Here is a 14,058-nt window from a genome sequence, read left to right as displayed (position 1 = left end):
AATGTTTGCCTAATCCTACGAACAAAAGGTTAGATAATTGCAATATCCCTGGATAAATTGCCTATTTCTACGACATGTCACAAACAAGCCCCACCAAAGTTGCCGATAAAACCATGTCCGTCTTATTGGGTAATCTAGCCACGGGACAGGGATTTAGCGCTTCTCGCCTAAGCGGCGTTAAGTTCATGCGCTCCACCGAACACGTGCCCCCTTCGCCCATCACCTACGAACCGAGCATCGTGTTTATAGCTCAAGGCAAAAAACGAGGTCGGCTCGGTGACCAGAGGTTTGTTTACGATCCTAACAACTACTTGGTGATGAGTGCTCCGGTTCCCTTTGAGTGCGAAACCTTTGGTACGTCCGAGGAGCCTCTATTGGGCCTTTCAATTTCCGTCACGCCAGTGATCGTGGCGGAATTGCTCGTGCAACTAGAATCCGCTCCCCATCACGCCGTCCAAAAACCGCACGCCATCGAATCCGCTCCTACTGACGACGCGTTAAGTGATGCTGCCATCCGCCTTCTCAAGTGCTTAGACTCTGCAGACGACACAAATATCCTCGGCCCGCAGATCATTCGCGAGATCGTCTACCGAGTGCTCACGGGGCCAAGCGGGGCAAACTTGCGCGGGCTCGCTTCACCTCAAAGCCATTTCGGTCAAATCACCCGTGCGCTCAACGTCATCCACACGAACTACGCCGGCACCCACGATATCGAGACACTAGCCAGCCAAGCAGGTATGAGCGTATCCACTTTTCATACACACTTTAAAAACGTCACCGCCTCCTCGCCGCTACAATATATTAAAACCATTCGATTGCACAAAGCCCGCATGCTAATGGTACATCACGGACTGGGAGCATCCGCTGCGGCTATCAAAGTCGGATACGAGAGCGCCTCCCAGTTTAGCCGCGAATTCAAGCGTCACTTCGGCGGAACACCAGCGGAAATCGCATCGCAACTACGCTCCAGTTTAACACGTTTCGCATAAAGAACAGAAACGCTTCCGCCAGCGCCCGCCCTCTAAAAAACCGGATCCTGAGTCGCTTGTATCCGGACAAAAATACGGCGTGGGAGCTCGGAGCCGTTGATCGATGCGGCGACCGTGGCGAGTCCTGCACTTGGCGTATCCAACTGAGTCGAAAACGCTACTCTGGTTAAGCCTGCATCATCATAGGAATCTGCATTGTAAAACTGGCGCAGATCCAGTGACCACTGATAAGCAAGAACGAGATCCTTAGCGGAAGCAGCATTGTAAGGATGAACAAAAGTGGTCGTCTCGCCTATCTCGACGACAACCAACCCTGCGCTCGCTTGGGTCGGATTGGTTCCGAAAAGATTCTCCATACCGTTTGGCTGACCGTCGTGGTCTGGATCGTCTTGAAGTCCCATTTCGTGCTCGTCCAGCGAATAGCTAGCAATCCACGCAGCGTAGGTAGCCTCCGGATCCCATTCGATCGTGGGGAGCCCGCCATAGCGTGATTCCCAGCCAGAGCCCCCCAACTGATAGTAAACAACCGCTTGCTCCGCCCCGTTGTCGAAAAAATTATCTCCATGCACGGGTGCATTCCCTTTGAAATAAACGTGCTCGAGCTCAGGACAGCCTGCAAACGCTTGCTCGCCGAGGCTAACGACGCTGGCCGGAAGAACAACCGACTCAAGCGAACTGCTGTTGAGAAATGCTCGGTTACCAATCGTTTCGAGCCCCTCGTCAAACCTTATTGTAGCCAATTCGACTGTGTAGGCAAAAGCATAGTCAGCAATAGTGGATACACTTCCTGGAACATAATACTCACCGCGTTTTCCAGGAGGATAAATCAGCAGGGTCGCCCTTTCCTTATCGAAAAGTACCCCACGCATCCTGCTAAAGGTAGATACCGAATCAGACTCAAGGAAAGCCTCAACACCGATCCGAGTAACAGGAAGCCCATCAACCGTGTCGGGAACAATCACCGTCTCCTCAGTCCCCGCGTATCCAGTAATCGTTACTTCATCGTTAACGACCCTATACCAAAACGTTTCCGCAGCTAGCTTAAAAGGAGATCCTAGGAGAGCTATCAACAAGCTGGAAAGCAGCCAAAACGAATTTCCTTGTTTCAAAATTTTCATAACCAACTCAACTGGTCGTGCACTTGCACTTGTTCGCACACAGCAAATCCACGAGCGAAAATGACAACACTAATAACGTTCCCCCTCTATCAAGCCTCAACTCAACCACATGCAGTCAAGCGACCTACATGGACGAAGAACCAATCACCACGCCCAATGATCACCGCGTACATCTGTGTTCATCCATAGTTAAAAAACACATGACCCAGCTCATTATCGCAACATCTCGCCTTTAGTGGCTAAACATCCCAGAGCGATGCCCATGACACATAGCGGAGCCACGATCCAAGCGCTAGCTGGCAAGTTTTCAGGCGAGAATATTGCGAAGAGCAACACGACGAGGAAACCGACTAGGCCAATGATAGCAGCAATACCTGCGCACGTTTTCATGTTATTCGTTCTGTCATTCATAATCTTCGATTCGTTTTAGGATTCATTTCTTCGTTCGAAATGAAGTGCCTAACTTCCGACGAGAGGTGACAGACCTTATCAAAAAAGTGAGAGTCGATGGCCAGAGGCAGCAAAAAAGGGTTAGTTTACTGTAGCTCTACTATTCCAACCGTCCCAACTTGAACGCCCCACCTCAACCTGGCCTAGAGAGTCCGAGCTTAACCGCATCCTAGACGCCGTATCGGTGCGAGTCGAACGAGCGACTCCCGACACAGGACGTCGACACGCGGGATCTCCGCAAGCTCAGCGCAACGCCATGCGTTCCTCCCACATGGATACGCTCGATCAAAACAAACAGAACCGTCGAAAGTTTCTCCAACAAGTCGCCTTGGGCACTGCCGCTCTCGGCACCTTTCCTCGCCTCCTTGCACAACCCAGCCCATCTCCCTCCAGCAGGAAACTGGGCGTTACCCTCTGCGGGCTAGGCTCCTACTCGACCGGACAGCTCGGACCCGCGCTCCGTCAAACCGAGCACTGCGAATTGAGCGGAGTCGTTACAGGTGACCCAGAAAAAGGCCGCCGCTGGGCCCGCGAATACGGATTCCCCGAATCGAGTGTCTATGGATACGACACCATCGAAGAAATGGCAGACAACGATGATATCGACATACTCTACTCCGTCACCCCGCCAGCCCTGCACAAACGCGATACCCTCCTTGGCTTCAAAGCGGGCAAGCACGTCATTTCCGAAAAGCCAATGGCCATGGACGTCGCAGAATGCGACGAAATGCTCGCCGCCGCCCGTCATGCGGGCAAACAGCTGGCGATCGGCTACCGAGCCCACTTCCACCCCTACTACGAACTTCTAAAAGACGCAGCCGCTGATAGCCGATTCGGAAACTTTACCGATATCTCCGGCGGTTTTGGCTTCAATTACCGTCCCGGCGGCACTTGGCGCATGAAACGCGACATGGGTGGCGGCCCCCTCATGGACCTCGGCGTTTACGTTCTCTACGTCTCTGCCATGGCCAAAAACGAGCAAGCCCCCATTGCGGTTACCGCAAAGATCCCTACCGCGAAATTCCCCAACACCTTCGACGAAGTCGAAGAAACAATGTATTTCACAATCGAATACGCTGACGGCTCTACCTGCGACGGAGAGACGAGCTGGGTCCAGCCTTCGAACCACTTTCGGGCCGAGGGCGACAAAGGCTGGTTCGAGACCGGTCCTGCCTACTCCTACGGTGGATTGAATGGGAAAACTAGTATCCAAGGCGCACTGCCCTCTTACGCCGGCTTCAACCAACAGGCAAAGCAGATGGACAGCATCGCCCTAGACTTCAAAGAGAATCAAGAAACCATCGTACCTGGCGAACTGGGACGCCGTGAAATCCAGATTATACAAGCGATCCGAGAAGCTGCTCGGACAGGAAAAAGAATTCTCCTCTAAGCTTCCCGTCGTCACGTTCCCAAGTACCGTTACGACGTACCCGGTTTCTAACTACGGTCTATAGAGGTCATCAACGCGCAGAACATCTGTAGAGCCGCCCTGAAGGCTAGCCTCTACAGCCGGGCCGAAAAATGTATCAGAGCGAAGCGAAAGGGTTACGAGTACCGAACGAACGTTACACTCGAGGGAATCGATATATCCAAAGAGCCTCGCCGCCGCTCAAGCTGGAAGAGCTTACTCTCTTTTGAGGCCCTTTCCCCAGTTTGAATTCCCTCGCTTACGACCGGACAATCGTGAAGCGGCCATCGCCTTCGACTAAGAGGTTCAATAGTAGCTTTGATAATAGCTGTTTAGTGCCGCATTAGCCAGATTGACTTACAAAATTGCCCCTACAGTCTACCTGCGACTAGTATGAGACATTGCTCTTTTTTGTTTTTGGTCATCGCCCTGCTGAGCTCTCCTATTACCCGAGCGGCCCCCACCACTGAGGAAGCTCGTGCCGCTCTCGAACTTTCAGTCGCGAGCGGATTCTCCGTTGGCGAAACCCATTCGTCGGCGATCGATCCTGAAGCCAAGGTCGGGAGCTCCAGCCTCGCCCTCACCCGTTCCCCTAGTAGCCCTAACGGCGCCATTTCGATTTCGATCTCCGGTTCGATCGAACAAAACACGCTCGTAGAATTCTACGTGAAGAAGCGGAATATCGGCCGCTACTTTGACTTTTACGCCAAGCTTAACTCGCAGAACGTGGAAACGATCTGGACCGAAGCCGACGGAGCGGGGTGGCAGCGAGCGAGAGTCTTGGCTTTGGCTAATGAAAGCCGAGAACTGCAATTGTCATTTTGGCTGCAATCCGACGAGCCAAACGCAGACGCAGCTCTCCTGATCGACGGGTTCAAGGTCACGCCTGGAAACGCGCTTGTCTTCGAGTCGCATGTCGGGGGCACGATCGTCGCAAACCCACCTCGTTCAACCTTCGCAAAGGGCGAGAGCGTAACGGTGTCCGCTCAGGCCAAACCGGGCTATCGCTTCCGCCAATTCAATATCGAATCCATCGATTTGTCCTACGGGCCTGATCAAGCGCGGTACGACTACCCGAACGAACTGCAGAAACGGGCCTCTCTGAACCTGCTCATGCGAACTCACATGCACCTCTACGCTTCTTTCGATACGCAGATTCCCTGTGAGGGGGCGGAGGCGTGGTCCGCGGAGCCGACACACGGGATGCCGGGGTACGACCTCGAACGGCCGCAGGACTTCGTCCAAAAAGCTATCGTCGAAGGCCTCCACCAACCAGGTATTCTGACTTTCGAGCTCTCCGCTCACAAGGATGGTACCGTGGAGCTGACCCTTCCCTCTTCGCGCTCATCGGAAAAATTCAAAGTCTCCGCCAGCCCGACTGAAAGCACCTTCGTGACGGTGCAGATACCGTTCGAAGCCGCTCCCGGCTCGGTCGAATGGTTCTTCAACACCGGCAACGAATACCACGAGGCGCGGGGCACAATGAAAATCCGCAACCTACGCTACCTGACCGCTCCTGAAACGGTGGTCGGCACCCACGGCCTCGGCCAAGTGGTGCGCGAGCAGATTGCGCCTTCCGACACAGGATTGCCGCGTGCTCGCTTCGATGCCGAACCAGCTGAGGGTTGGGTATTCATCGGTTGGAGACGTTTTAAAGACGGCCCATTTTTCTCATTCGAGAAAAGCTTGGTGCTTGAGGAATCTGGCCCACGTAGTCTGATAGCCATCTTCGGAGAATCCTTCGAATCCGACGCGCTATCGCTGGTATTCGTGCACGATGGGAAAACCGCGCTTTCTCGCTCTCAGGCTGCCGATGGATACACCGGGGTCTCTCTGAAATATGAAAGCGGCGAGGAATCGAGCTACCTGACTGCTAGAGGCATTTCAGCCTACGCTAAAAACTTGCCTGCAGGAGCGATCGAGTGGACCGGGCCCTACGACTCAGTCAACATTTCACGTCAGCAGGCCGAAGCGTCTGATTTCTATCTCATCACACGAAACCTCGAGAGCCGCGAAACTGACCCGTTCGTGTACAAATTTCGCCACGTAATCCCTGACGAACCGAACTACACCCTCGAGGTCACAGGAGATTCACAAACGTTCAACCAATCGCCAGGACCTTACGCACCGCAGGAGATGGCAACCCTCTCCGTCAAGGAAGGCTACCGCGATCGCTTCGTTGGGTGGCGGGGTGACATAGTGTCCAGTCAACCCAGCTTGCAGGTCCCCGTATCGAGGGACCTCAGCGTCGCCGCCTACTTTCAACAAGCAGCGCCGTTCGAATCACCCATCCCGCTCACGTGGAGCTCGCCCTTCCCTTTTGTTTTCCAAAACCAAGGGGGGCATCTACTCAGTTCCCTAAGCACTGAATTTAAAACAACCCTCCGCGGCCACGCGGAAGGTCCTTGCATCCTTAGATTCAAAGTCATCGGCAACCCGAACATCGAACTCAGAACTCCCACCGAGACCAGCACCCCCTACCTTCAATCCAGTGGGTCGGACAACTCCGCTGAATTTGGTATCTGGATACAGAAGGCGGGGGACTTTTCGGTAAATTTCACGGGGCGTGCCCCCGGTAGCTCCCTAGACTTGCAATTCCTCGGCGTCTACCAAACCATCACTGCCCACAGAAACGTCGATGGTGGCTCTGTCAGTTTGGGAGACTCCTACAATAGCAGTCGTCGCGTTGGATCCACCGTATCCTTTAGCACCGAACCGGACGACGGCTACCGTTTCACGGGCTGGATCTCTCCCGAACTCTCAAAGGACTCCAACTCGACCACCGTCGAACTCTACCGCGATCTCACCTTTATCCCCCGCTTCACCCTCGACCTCGGAGCAGAATCAATCGCTGTCGCAACCGAAAGCTTTGAGGACTGGGGATACCGTGGTTACAATAAAAGCTTCGAAGCGCTACAGCCTCCAGCACGCGGTGAGGTCGTGCCGTTCGTACTCAACGCGTCCGCAGCCGGCTTGCTTCGATTCCGCATCGGCCCCGCCACCAACGCCGATGTTCTCATCGATGGTCAAGCGATTCAGCACCACTCCGGTTTCAGTCTTCAGGAAAACACCTTCCTCCATGAGATTCCTATTCCCGCCGGAAACCATCAAATCGAAATCCGGCTGAGCGCTTCCACCGACATCGCCCACGCTCACTACGGAAACAGCATCGGCTTCTGGAATCTAGAATTCCTTCCCGGATTCGCCCTTCTCAAGGGATTCAATGCGCCACAAAGCTATGACTTCACCGTGTCTCCGACTCTTCCTGCCAACGTCTACCCCGCAGGGAGCAAGGTCACCCTCACCGCACCGGTTATCGAGTACAATACCTTCGACCGCTGGTCTGGCGACATATCGGGTACTACGCGTTCCATCCAAGTGACACTGGACCGCCATCTGAGCGTGGCGCCTGTCTACCGCCCGACCAAATCCATTGCCCCCAGCAGCTTTAGTCTCGCCAAAGGATCTAACGTTCTAGCGATCCCTCACGAATAGGACCAACCTCTAGAGGTCCGCGGGACCAGCGGCCCAACCGTATTCACTTTTACGGTACCCGCAAACCAAGAGCTTCAGTTCGAGACAGAAGGCACCCTCGAAACGACCATGACCTGGAAAGTCTCCGGAGAACCGACACTGCAAAAATACGCTGGCTCGATCATCGCCGCACCCCCGAGCCCCCAACAGCGAACCGCAACGCTTAGCATTAATATACCCGTGAACTCTAGCGAGTTCGTCACACTCAGGAACTTCCAGACCCGAAACCGCTTTCTCCTCGCGGGGGACTTCGGTCCTGATAGCGAGGACGTCCTAGTAAGCCCATTCAAAGAGGACTACGCTTGGGGAGAGCAAGTCACCATCTCCCTCGGCAACTCCTTTCCTTCCAGCTCGCGATTCTACGATCTCGTGACCTTCCGGACGTCTTACGACAAGACGGAGTGGCCTAGCTCTGACTTCGTCAGGGAATACAAAGTCTCCATCAATGGCGACACCTTCGTCACCGGAAACATCGGTACCACCTTCACCCGCAGCAAAGGTCAACTCACCACCACCCCCAAAACAGGCGTCCGCAATTCGAACGTTTTGGCTCCTGACGGAAAGGCCAGCAAGGAACTCGACTCCAGCACGCTCTGTCGCATCCACGCAGGTGGCAGCAGATACATTCGTTTCTACCTTAACGTTCCGGAAGGAGATATCGCCATATTCGATTCCTTCGTATCCGGAGTGGACATACCCATCGAAGGTTTCGGCGAATGGATGCAGATCGGCGTTCCCGTACCTGCTGGTAGAGACTTCATAAGCTTCAGCATCCTCGACAGCGGCCTTGCAGGGGACGTCAGTCACTTCTCGCTGATAGACACCCTCAGCGGCTACGCGCCCCCTCTCGTTTCGTTTGGTCCTGGAATGATAAAGATAGAGCCCGCCCAAGGCGTATCTACCACCAACGCCAACGTTACGCTTCGAGCCATTCCAAACGAGGCAGGCGACACTCATATCTGGCTCACTCCTATCGAATCATCGGAGCCTAGCATCATCGCCAAACCAAATAGCGAGCTGCCCGTCTTCAGCTACTTCGAAACACCGGAGCCCGTCGTACCCCCTGCGCAACTACCTTGGGCACTTCAAGCGATCGGATTCGTCCCATCCTTCGTCAACTCAGGAGGCGACCAGAGTATCACCCTAAAGGACGAAATCGTCACGCTCACCAGAAACGTCATTGGACCAAAGGTCTTAGAACTCGAGTCGCACATTGACCAACGCGTGTCCCTTATTCTCGAGATCGGCAATTCGATCTACACGGTGACGCATCCCAACCACAACGGCCCCATCGCTCATCACTATCCGATTCCTGCTGGGACTCACAGCCTCACGCTTTCCTACGATCCGCAGACCAGCGACTCGAACAGCACTTTGCACAACCTGCGAGTCATCGACGGTTACATGCTTGATATCGACGAATCGGAAACCTCCGTAATTCGGTATCCAAAGAAGCCATACTACCTGCCCGGCGAAGCCGTTACCCTTCTAGCCAACCCTCTAGACGGCTTCAACTTCTCCTCATGGACTGGCACTCTTCAAAGCGAAAACAATCCGCTGAGAATCACCGCATTAAACCAACACCTCTCGCTCAGGCCCGCGAATGTCGAATCTCCGGTAATCGGGGCCACTGGAGAGACGTGGACTCCCATTACCCAGTCCGCAGATACCTACACCTACGAGGCCCTCCTCGATGGCCCAGGCACACTCTACCTCGGTGTCGGGGTTAACAGCTCACCCCGCCTCTACGTTGACGGTGTTGCATCCGAAGCCTACCCCTACGAAAAGGAGCGCAGCTACTTCCTCCTCCCGGACGGAAAGCACCGCGTCCGCCTCCAGCAATCTCGTAGTTTGACCTCCGCTCCTAGCTACTACCTGAGCGGCTACAAGGTCGAACTCTCTTCCGAACGGCGTGGCAGCCGCTTCCAGATCGTCCCAGACATGCGCTCGTACCGCGAAGGGGATCAAGTCACCGTGGATTGGCCCGTCGACCTGAAGCCTGGCCCCTCTCAGGTTGACCTCTTCCTGGAGCCGTCAGGTGAAACGCTGAGCCTACCCTATACCTTTACCGTTACCAGCCACAAGGTTGGGCAACTGTACGCAGCCGTTCCCTCTCCCTTGGAGAATCTCTACTCCAGCTCCATCTACCACTTACTCGATAGTAGCCAGGAGATCGAATTTCTCGACGGTAGCGATATCGAACAAGGCATCGACCTCTCCTTCTTCCAACAAGCCATCCACCTACAACTCGACGAACGTGGCACCCTTAGCTTCACTTTCCGCGGCAACATAGACAACGAGTACACCACTTACAGCAACACTCTTAAGCTCGACGGAAAACCCATTCTTCAACTCGCTGACGGGCAAAGCTACCAAATCAACATTCCTGCTGGGAAACACCTGCTCACTTGGGTTGCCCTCGACGCAGACCTATGGCCCGCAAATACCTGTTACCTCGATTCCCTCACCTTCACTCCCATTCCGCTGGCCGACGCCTTTCGCGAACGGTTGGAGGCTGTAGTGCCCACTACTGCACTCGCTACCTCGTCGCGCCTATCGCCCGAGGATGACCTTGATCACGATGGTATCTCTAACGCTAGCGAACTAAATCGCGGAACGAATCCTGGACAATACGACCTCCCTGTCTGGTTCCTGAGAGGTACGCACACTCCTGCTCAAACCTTGCAGCAATTCCTAAACAGAGAAGCGGTCCTCCCCTACACTAAGGCTCGGCCCACCGAATGCGTCGATTTCGTTCCAGTTTCTGGATACAACCAAAGCGCGAAGAACGATCTCTACGCGCTCAGCTATCTACCCAAGGGGATTAACCTCAGCACCCTGTCCCTTCAACAAGGCTCGATAGACAGCGAAACCGGTCAAATCTATTGGCAAAACATTTCCATTGTTCCAGAGACTGCGCGATCCAGCCTGACCTCATCCCCTATACTCGCCCGTATAAAGCTAACGAACCTGTCCGGTCCCCTGCCCCTTCTGCGCCTATCGCTTCGTCGATAGAGATCTCTTCTATTTTTGAAGTACGCGATCGGATCCATCAATAAGGACCAAAGGCAACGGCTTTTTCATTACTATGTCCACGAGGGTCCCTTATCTCTCAGAGGCCAGCCAATTCCTGCATCGGTTCGATTCTGCGCCTACCCTGCATTTTGTAATTCCTCGACACACCCGCCTAAATCTTGCAGCCGTCGCGCCCACGCTTCACGACTTGCCGCCGACTTCAAGATCGACCGATTCAATTCGCTCGTCGCGGGTTCGCTTTCCTCATAAATCGCCCGTATTCAGTGCCCATCAGTGGGATTTGGATAGAGAATGTATCGACTCCCATACGATCCGTATTCATTAATTCGATACATTCATCTATGCCCTCACTGTAGTATTAGCGGCGAAAGTCGTTTAGGTTATCCCCTAGGAAAACGACGATCTCGAAGGTTTCAGTTTTTCGTCCTGAAGCTTCTGCTTATTCGAAGTATCCCTTAGCACGGTCAGCCATGACTCGACCACGTAGTACAATGCCCGATACTCAGCTGCAGTCTGTTTCCAATCCACGGCATAAACTAAATTATTCGCTGGTTCAGGAGCCTCCTCGGTTTCTGTTTCAGCGAAAGAACAAGTGGCGTTGGAAAAGACAACAGAGATAAGGGCGATCAACGGAAATCTAGACATTTCATTCTTCAAGCCAGAACCACGCCACGGGGAGGGTCCTTGAAATCGACAAATCCAACCGAGCGAAGATAAACGCAGCTCGCTACTTCAAAGACAAACGGCACCAAACGTGCTTAAAATCGCTCCAATGAAGCAATCGACCCACACCCCTCCCATCTTCCTGGCAGCGCTCGCCACCTTTCTCTTTTCCCTTGGATCGACTCTTTCCGCCGATGTCTCTACCAGCGAGCTTCCCGTGCTCACGGGCACCGAGGTTCTTTCCCTCCGTTCCGAAACAGTCGGCGATGCGTTCGTCCTCTACGTTCGCGTTCCGCCGGACGCTGCAGCTCAACCGGACAGGAAATTCCCCGTCATCTACGCCCTCGATGGCGACCACACGTTTCCCATGATGTGCTCCGTCGCCACGGAGCTTAGCTGGAGCGGAGCAGTACCTGCTGCTATTGTAGTTGGAATTGGATACGGAACACTCGATCTTGAAAACGGAAATCATCGCTCCCGCGACCTCAGCCCGCAACCCTACGACGGAGAAGAGGACTCTGGCGGCGGATCTCGATTCCTTGAATTCCTACTCTCCGAAGCGTTTCCCGAGATCCAAGCCAATATCCCCGCGGACTCCGAGCAACGCTACCTCTTCGGACACTCCTTGGGTGGACTCTTTTCGCTCTATGCTTACACGAAACAACCCGAAGCGTTCCAAGGCATCGTCGCCGGCAGCCCCTTTCTCGCGGGACAGCTCGAGCTGCTTGAAGAGACTGCAGCCGGACTTCCCCCGCGCGATTGCCGCCTCTTCGTCGTTACCGGCGATTTGGAGGACCCCACCTACTTCATCGATGACTTAAAACCGCTGCGCTCCCTGCTCGACTCCAAATGGGCAGCTCCGGATAGCTACGAGACAGTCCTTCTCCCCGGTTTCGACCATTTCACAATGGTAGCCCCTTCCATCAGCATGGGCCTCAGAGCCGTTTTCACCCAGTGAGTTTCCCTTGGTAGTTGTTTACGAACCACGGCTACCGGGACGGACACCCGTAAGCATGGACAGCCTTTGCTAGCGGATAGAAGCTCGTACGCTTCGCTACGAGCTTGGACTGCATGTCCTGTTCATTTACAGTGAAGAAGCTCACATCAACCGATGCTGCCGTTCCACTCAATGTTCTAAGAGACGTACTCGGACCCCGAGTAGCACGTCATCGACCGACGCGAGCGGAATATCCGAATAAACAATCTCGCTTACATGGTTGGAAGCGCCGAGTGCATACTCTTGGGCAATGATGCCGAGGCTCTCAAGATTTCGCCGGCACCCACCTGCTGGAAGAGTCGAAACGTTGAATCGTGTATTCAAGGTCTACGGCCAAACGGTTACGGTAGTAAGATAGATCGCCGTGCAACGGATCGCCGGGTGACCCGGGTACCTCGAGGATGATCGCTGACCCAACAATTTCCGGGGCAAAGAGACTAAAATCGTACTCTTCGAGTCGCTTGACTCCGTTTCTGTCCAAGTCGCTCAAAGGATGCGCAGCTAGAGTGTCGAGCACTCCGACAGCGTGAGGTAGCGCCAGCCGGAGAAGGTTGTACCAGGATTGGGCAGAACAAACGAATCCGTTATACCGATCGATTCACTACTCCCGTCGTAGGAGGCAGTGCCTTCGCAACCCGCTCGAAAATGTACCCTAGCCGCACTTCCCCTCTCAGAGAGTCAAACGTCTTCTTTCAGCCCAGGGTGTATCCAATTTCCGCGATAAGGCCGCGCAAGACGTCTCGTCGCCTCCTCGTCTCCGGTGATTGATCGCGTAAATGGATCGTACGCCAGCGGCCGCCCAAGGTCGAGCGAGAGGTTACCCAAAATACAACATGCCGAAGAGATATGGCCTTGCTCAATATCTGCGATCGGCAGCCGACTTCCTCTCGCTTCCCGAGAAGCTAAAAAATCGAGCACGTGCCGGTTCTCCGTATCTAGATAAGCTGACATCAACCTATCAAATTCGATATTTTCCAGATCGCCAGACTGCGACAGCATGTGAATCCCTTCTCGCGACCCACCGTTGGCGGGAGTAAAAACATATTCGAACATAGTGACCGTCAAGGTACCCTCGCTGCCGATAAAACGAGCGCCCCATTGGTCGCTCCAATGACGCTGCGGAATGGGAGAGACGCCCCACATGCGATGTTTCCAGCTGACGTTGAGGTCTGGATACCTCAATACGCAATCCATCGTATCAGGCACGTTCGAGAAGGATTCCTCATGAAAACGAGAGCCGGTAGAGCTCACCGATTCCGGCCATCCCAAGTCTAGCAACCAACGAACCTTATCCAAAGTGTGCACCCCAAGATTCCCGATAACCCCATTGCCATATTCCATGAAAGATCGCCACCCGCGATCTTCGAGGATGCCTTTGTAGGGAAGCTTCGGAGCGGGCCCGGCCCAAAGCTCGTAATCCAAATGATCTGGAACGTCAGCATCGGGGATCGACCCCGCTTGCCAGCCTTCGAGACTCAAATAGCTGAAACACTCGACCAGCCCCACTTTTCCGAGACGGCCACTGCGCAGGTATTTCTCAGCCATTTCCGAGTAAAAAGGATTACTGCGTCGTTGGGTATTCACCTGAACGATACATTTATACTCTCGAGCGGTTGATAGCAGTGCCTCTCCCTCTCGCACATCGACGCTTACCGGTTTCTCCAAGTAAACATCTATTCCCGCTTTCATCGCCTCTATCGCAGGTAGAGCATGCCAGTGGTCCGGAGTCGCCACGATCACCACGTCGAGCGGTTCGGCCTCGAGCATTTTACGATAGTCGGCGAATACGAGTGGGGAGTCCGACTGGTGGGAGGCAATTAGACGCTGGGTATTCCAAGTGGAGAATGTTAGGATCGCAGATTG

At 54.2% G+C, this 14,058-nt stretch carries 10 protein-coding genes; 5 read left to right on the top strand and 5 right to left on the bottom strand.

The window, feature by feature from the left end; genetic code table 11:
• The first annotated feature begins 74 nt into the window (after positions 1 to 74).
• Entirely contained in the window at positions 75 to 989 is a 915-nt protein-coding gene (locus tag QEH53_RS17750) for an AraC family transcriptional regulator (protein ID WP_309024553.1), read from the top strand.
• Between the two features lie 32 nt (positions 990 to 1,021).
• On the opposite strand, the gene QEH53_RS17745 is transcribed toward QEH53_RS17750, so the two are convergent.
• Both QEH53_RS17745 and QEH53_RS17740 read right to left on the bottom strand, forming a co-directional pair.
• Complete coding sequence (locus tag QEH53_RS17745) at positions 1,022 to 2,107, bottom strand: leucine-rich repeat domain-containing protein (RefSeq protein ID WP_309024552.1); 1,086 nt, start codon at positions 2,105 to 2,107, stop codon at positions 1,022 to 1,024.
• A gap of 213 nt (positions 2,108 to 2,320) precedes the next feature.
• Positions 2,321 to 2,497, bottom strand: coding sequence for a hypothetical protein (locus QEH53_RS17740; protein ID WP_309024551.1), 177 nt, complete (start codon positions 2,495 to 2,497; stop codon positions 2,321 to 2,323).
• 244 nt (positions 2,498 to 2,741) lie between these two features.
• Here QEH53_RS17740 and QEH53_RS17735 point away from each other — a divergent pair, with 244 nt between their 5' ends.
• The 3 genes from QEH53_RS17735 (at position 2,742) to QEH53_RS17725 (ending at position 10,514) form a co-directional block, all read left to right on the top strand.
• Positions 2,742 to 3,947 carry a Gfo/Idh/MocA family oxidoreductase gene (locus QEH53_RS17735; RefSeq protein WP_309024550.1) on the top strand — a complete coding sequence of 402 codons (1,206 nt, stop codon included), beginning with the start codon at positions 2,742 to 2,744 and terminating at the stop codon, positions 3,945 to 3,947.
• Positions 3,948 to 4,358: 411 nt separating this feature from the next.
• Positions 4,359 to 7,460, top strand: coding sequence for a hypothetical protein (locus QEH53_RS17730; protein ID WP_309024549.1), 3,102 nt, complete (start codon positions 4,359 to 4,361; stop codon positions 7,458 to 7,460).
• Between the two features lie 108 nt (positions 7,461 to 7,568).
• Positions 7,569 to 10,514: a hypothetical protein gene (locus QEH53_RS17725; RefSeq protein WP_309024548.1), complete on the top strand. Its 2,946-nt coding sequence runs from the start codon at positions 7,569 to 7,571 to the stop codon at positions 10,512 to 10,514.
• 408 nt (positions 10,515 to 10,922) lie between these two features.
• Here the strand turns inward: QEH53_RS17725 and QEH53_RS17720 are convergent, their stop codons facing one another.
• A complete protein-coding gene (locus tag QEH53_RS17720; protein WP_309024547.1) occupies positions 10,923 to 11,180 on the bottom strand; it encodes a hypothetical protein in 258 nt (85 codons plus the stop codon).
• A gap of 127 nt (positions 11,181 to 11,307) precedes the next feature.
• Between QEH53_RS17720 and QEH53_RS17715 the strand changes: the two genes are divergently transcribed.
• Positions 11,308 to 12,156 (top strand): alpha/beta hydrolase-fold protein, encoded by an 849-nt coding sequence (locus QEH53_RS17715; RefSeq protein ID WP_309024546.1) that lies wholly within the window; start codon positions 11,308 to 11,310, stop codon positions 12,154 to 12,156.
• Between the two features lie 304 nt (positions 12,157 to 12,460).
• Here QEH53_RS17715 and QEH53_RS17710 read toward each other — a convergent pair whose 3' ends face one another.
• On the bottom strand, positions 12,461 to 12,712 hold the full coding sequence (locus tag QEH53_RS17710) for a hypothetical protein (protein WP_309024545.1): 252 nt from the start codon (positions 12,710 to 12,712) through the stop codon (positions 12,461 to 12,463).
• A gap of 161 nt (positions 12,713 to 12,873) precedes the next feature.
• Positions 12,874 to 13,962, bottom strand: coding sequence for a Gfo/Idh/MocA family oxidoreductase (locus QEH53_RS17705; protein ID WP_345785739.1), 1,089 nt, complete (start codon positions 13,960 to 13,962; stop codon positions 12,874 to 12,876).
• Positions 13,963 to 14,058: the final 96 nt, after the last annotated feature.

The organism is Pelagicoccus sp. SDUM812002, assembly GCF_031127835.1.
Lineage (GTDB): Bacteria > Verrucomicrobiota > Verrucomicrobiia > Opitutales > Opitutaceae > Pelagicoccus.
Note: the sequence above shows the minus strand (reverse complement) of the source record. Positions and strands in the feature narration are given on the sequence as shown.

What these genes read in the sequence shown, in the direction of transcription:
- QEH53_RS17750 (WP_309024553.1), top strand. Translation starts at nt 75, where the DNA reads ATGTCACAAACAAGCCCCACCAAAGTTGCCGATAAAACCATGTCCGTC.
- QEH53_RS17745 (WP_309024552.1), bottom strand. Translation starts at nt 2,107, where the DNA reads ATGAAAATTTTGAAACAAGGAAATTCGTTTTGGCTGCTTTCCAGCTTG.
- QEH53_RS17740 (WP_309024551.1), bottom strand. Translation starts at nt 2,497, where the DNA reads ATGAAAACGTGCGCAGGTATTGCTGCTATCATTGGCCTAGTCGGTTTC.
- QEH53_RS17730 (WP_309024549.1), top strand. Translation starts at nt 4,359, where the DNA reads ATGAGACATTGCTCTTTTTTGTTTTTGGTCATCGCCCTGCTGAGCTCT.
- QEH53_RS17725 (WP_309024548.1), top strand. Translation starts at nt 7,569, where the DNA reads ATGACCTGGAAAGTCTCCGGAGAACCGACACTGCAAAAATACGCTGGC.
- QEH53_RS17720 (WP_309024547.1), bottom strand. Translation starts at nt 11,180, where the DNA reads ATGTCTAGATTTCCGTTGATCGCCCTTATCTCTGTTGTCTTTTCCAAC.
- QEH53_RS17715 (WP_309024546.1), top strand. Translation starts at nt 11,308, where the DNA reads ATGAAGCAATCGACCCACACCCCTCCCATCTTCCTGGCAGCGCTCGCC.
- QEH53_RS17705 (WP_345785739.1), bottom strand. Translation starts at nt 13,962, where the DNA reads ATGCTCGAGGCCGAACCGCTCGACGTGGTGATCGTGGCGACTCCGGAC.